3 protein-coding genes are annotated in these 2,670 nt (G+C 45.1%); 1 reads left to right on the top strand and 2 read right to left on the bottom strand.

The genetic code is table 11. From position 1 onward, the window contains the following. Positions 1–417: 417 nt before the first annotated feature. Together DOT_RS32000 and DOT_RS31995 are read right to left on the bottom strand one after the other, a co-directional pair. Entirely contained in the window at positions 418–759 is a 342-nt protein-coding gene (locus DOT_RS32000) for a group II intron reverse transcriptase/maturase (RefSeq protein WP_083824196.1), read from the bottom strand. Positions 760–845: 86 nt separating this feature from the next. Further along, entirely contained in the window at positions 846–1,901 is a 1,056-nt protein-coding gene (locus tag DOT_RS31995) for a reverse transcriptase/maturase family protein (RefSeq protein WP_009622541.1), read from the bottom strand. Positions 1,902–2,051: 150 nt separating this feature from the next. On the opposite strand from DOT_RS31995, the gene DOT_RS30690 reads away from it, so the two are divergent. Then, the gene (locus tag DOT_RS30690; protein ID WP_157998498.1) at positions 2,052–2,219 is read left to right on the top strand and encodes a hypothetical protein; all 168 of its coding nucleotides are present in this window, start codon (positions 2,052–2,054) and stop codon (positions 2,217–2,219) included. Positions 2,220–2,670: the final 451 nt, after the last annotated feature.

Raw genomic sequence — 2,670 nt, 5'->3', positions numbered from 1 at the left:
GACGGTGAAAGTCCGTTATGGGGGTATGTAGCGACCAACCATTAGCTTAAGGCAAGGGTGTCCACTGCGAGGTGGATGAAATAGGCGAATCCCACTGGAATTCGCCCCTTCCCGAACCGCACGGGCATCTTTAGATGCATACGGCTCTCCATTCCTATTAAGCTTTCGTTATAGCAGAGTTAAAGCGAGTTATAGCACAGCTTGCATACGGGAATTTGTCTGCGATTAATTTGGATCATATACTCGATGATGGGTTTGCTTGGGCGTGAAATCAAATTCACTGGTTTACGATGGAGCATACAGATGTTGTTAATGCTTTCACAAAGAGTACAGGGTTGTTTTGTAGGGTTACGAGGATTGTATATTGGGCTGAATGGTGTTTTTGAAGCAGTCAGTAGAGTGTAAAAGTAGTTACGTCTACGTTTGAAAATTGGGATATAGTGCAAGTTGAGTTTTACGTTCCATATTGTTCTTATTGAGATAGTCAACCCTAATTGATGAACCGAACTTTGTGAAGACCTTTTTCATGCTGATGTCGTATTTCCGAGCTAAGGTTTTGGCTACGGAAAATTGGACGATGTACTGGATACGGTCGCAATTGTAGAAATTAATACAACCTACGGCCTGATTAACTAGACCGCGAAGGACTTGGTTCCCGTAGTTGATGATCTTTTCGGGTGGGAGTGGAATAAATTGTGTAATGCCATTTGGGAACCCGTCACTGTTACACAGACCATTTTGGTGTAGTTTCTGAATCATGCCCTTGATGTTTGCTTTAATACGAATATTGCCTTTGTTTCGACTAGCCTTATTGCCTCTTTGGATAAATAGCCTAGAAAGAACGCCTATTCATTGTGAGCATGGGTGATCTTCGTTTTTTCGATGTTCAGTCTGAGGTGCAAGGTTTCCAACAGGAACTGCTTAATTTCATCTCTCACGGATTTAGAATATTGCATTGAGGCGGTGACCCCCACTAGAAAGTCATCAGCGTATCTTACATAGCGGAGGCGTCTGAATTTCGGGTCAAACATATCTACTGAGGGCTGAGATTTACGGATTCTTACCAACTTACGAATTTGCTCACCATTTTCAGCGGAGTATTCACCACTACGGAGCTTTTGAATTTGGTATTGGATGCGGGTGTAGGCACTGCTTTTACGACGCTTCCTGCCAATGTTTTCGCGTTTTGCGACTTCTGACATGAACCGATCTAGTTTATCGAGATAGACATTAGCGAGAATCGGACTACAGGTTGAGCCTTGTGGTGCTCCGGAATTTGTTCGATGAAATTCATGCTGCATGTCAAAGTATCCAGCGCGGAGCATCTTGTTGATGAGACGGATAAATCGTTCGTCAGCGATTCGTTCGCGCAGAATAACTTCAAGAATTCGGTGGTCGATTTCATCAAAACAGGCGGAGATGTCACCCTCAATAAACCATGATGTACCATGCCAGTTTTCAATTTGAGCCATTGCTGTATGGGTGCTCCGTCGTGGACGAAATCCGTGGGAGTAGTCTGAGAACGTAGGTTCATAAATGCATTCGAGGATAATTCTGACCGCTTCTTGGAGAAGTTTATCCTTTCCGTTTGGGAAGCCGAGTTTTCGCATTTTCCCGTTTTTCTTAGGTATTAGCTGAGTTTTGTTGGGGAGGGGGTTATAGGATTCGTTTCTCAAGTTAGAGATAATCTCGTAAACCCACTCCATGCAAAAGCCGTCTAGTGATGTACCATCTGCTCCTTTAGTTTCTGCTCCATGGTTTGACTTGATGGCATTGTAGGCAATGATGTAGATGTCTTCATCATAAAACAATCGGTAAATGTCCTTGTTAATGAAGTTTGGGTTGGTGCTATTGCGTTTACGAAAGCCTTCTAGTTTCTTGAGTAGTCTGGTTTGATTCATTCGAATCGACTCCTTTTGAAATAAGAAATTAGGAACTGACTCTCTTGACCGTGTATCAGCCATTACAGCTGATCGTTAGGCTACTGTTGAGTCTCTCTGCCATATGCGGTGCTATTGCGCACTTAGGCAAGTCACGCTTCACAGGCTCAAATGGTGTATCCGTACTTAGGTGCTCCGTTCGTCGTTTGTCTGACGATGTCAGTTATGCCTGTCGGCCTACTAATGGTAGGCCAGATTCATACCTACCATACCGACAGATACTGCGAATCACTCACAGTAGCCTTCCTGGGACCATTGACTGGAGTTCAACTAATCTAAGCTTCACCGTATACGGCCTAGCTCGCCAGTAAACTGGCTTTTCCGGCATGCTATGGTTCCCCTTGGCTTTCGCCTTAAGGTTAGCCGGATGCTTTACTACGCATTGTAGGAGCGTATATTTCTCATGAAATGCATTTGAGGTGCTAACGTGCGCACAATCTGAAGGAAGCCGGCGGCAAAATTCCGGCCCGAGGAACACGAACAATATCAGGCGCAAAACGTGGGGTAAGACTGCTTAGCAAGTCAAAGCCCAAAAGCTACACGGACACGTCAGCGTAAATGTTGCGGGTACATGGAATGAAAGTGAATCGACTTACCGTGGGAGGCCTCACGGACGGGTGGAAACAGAGTATGAAACCCGGTTGAAATAAGATTTGTCGTGAGGAGTCAGCAGAGGCCATAGTACAGAGGTGCTCTAGACACCGACGGAAGGGCCGAACCAAAGGAGGTG

Source organism: Desulfosporosinus sp. OT (assembly GCF_000224515.1).
GTDB lineage: Bacteria > Bacillota > Desulfitobacteriia > Desulfitobacteriales > Desulfitobacteriaceae > Desulfosporosinus.
Note: the sequence above shows the minus strand (reverse complement) of the source record. Positions and strands in the feature narration are given on the sequence as shown.

Excerpts from the sequence above, each read along its gene's own strand:
- DOT_RS32000 (WP_083824196.1), bottom strand. The coding sequence starts at position 759 with ATGATTCAGAAACTACACCAAAATGGTCTGTGTAACAGTGACGGGTTC.
- DOT_RS31995 (WP_009622541.1), bottom strand. The coding sequence starts at position 1,901 with ATGAATCAAACCAGACTACTCAAGAAACTAGAAGGCTTTCGTAAACGC.
- DOT_RS30690 (WP_157998498.1), top strand. The coding sequence starts at position 2,052 with ATGGTGTATCCGTACTTAGGTGCTCCGTTCGTCGTTTGTCTGACGATG.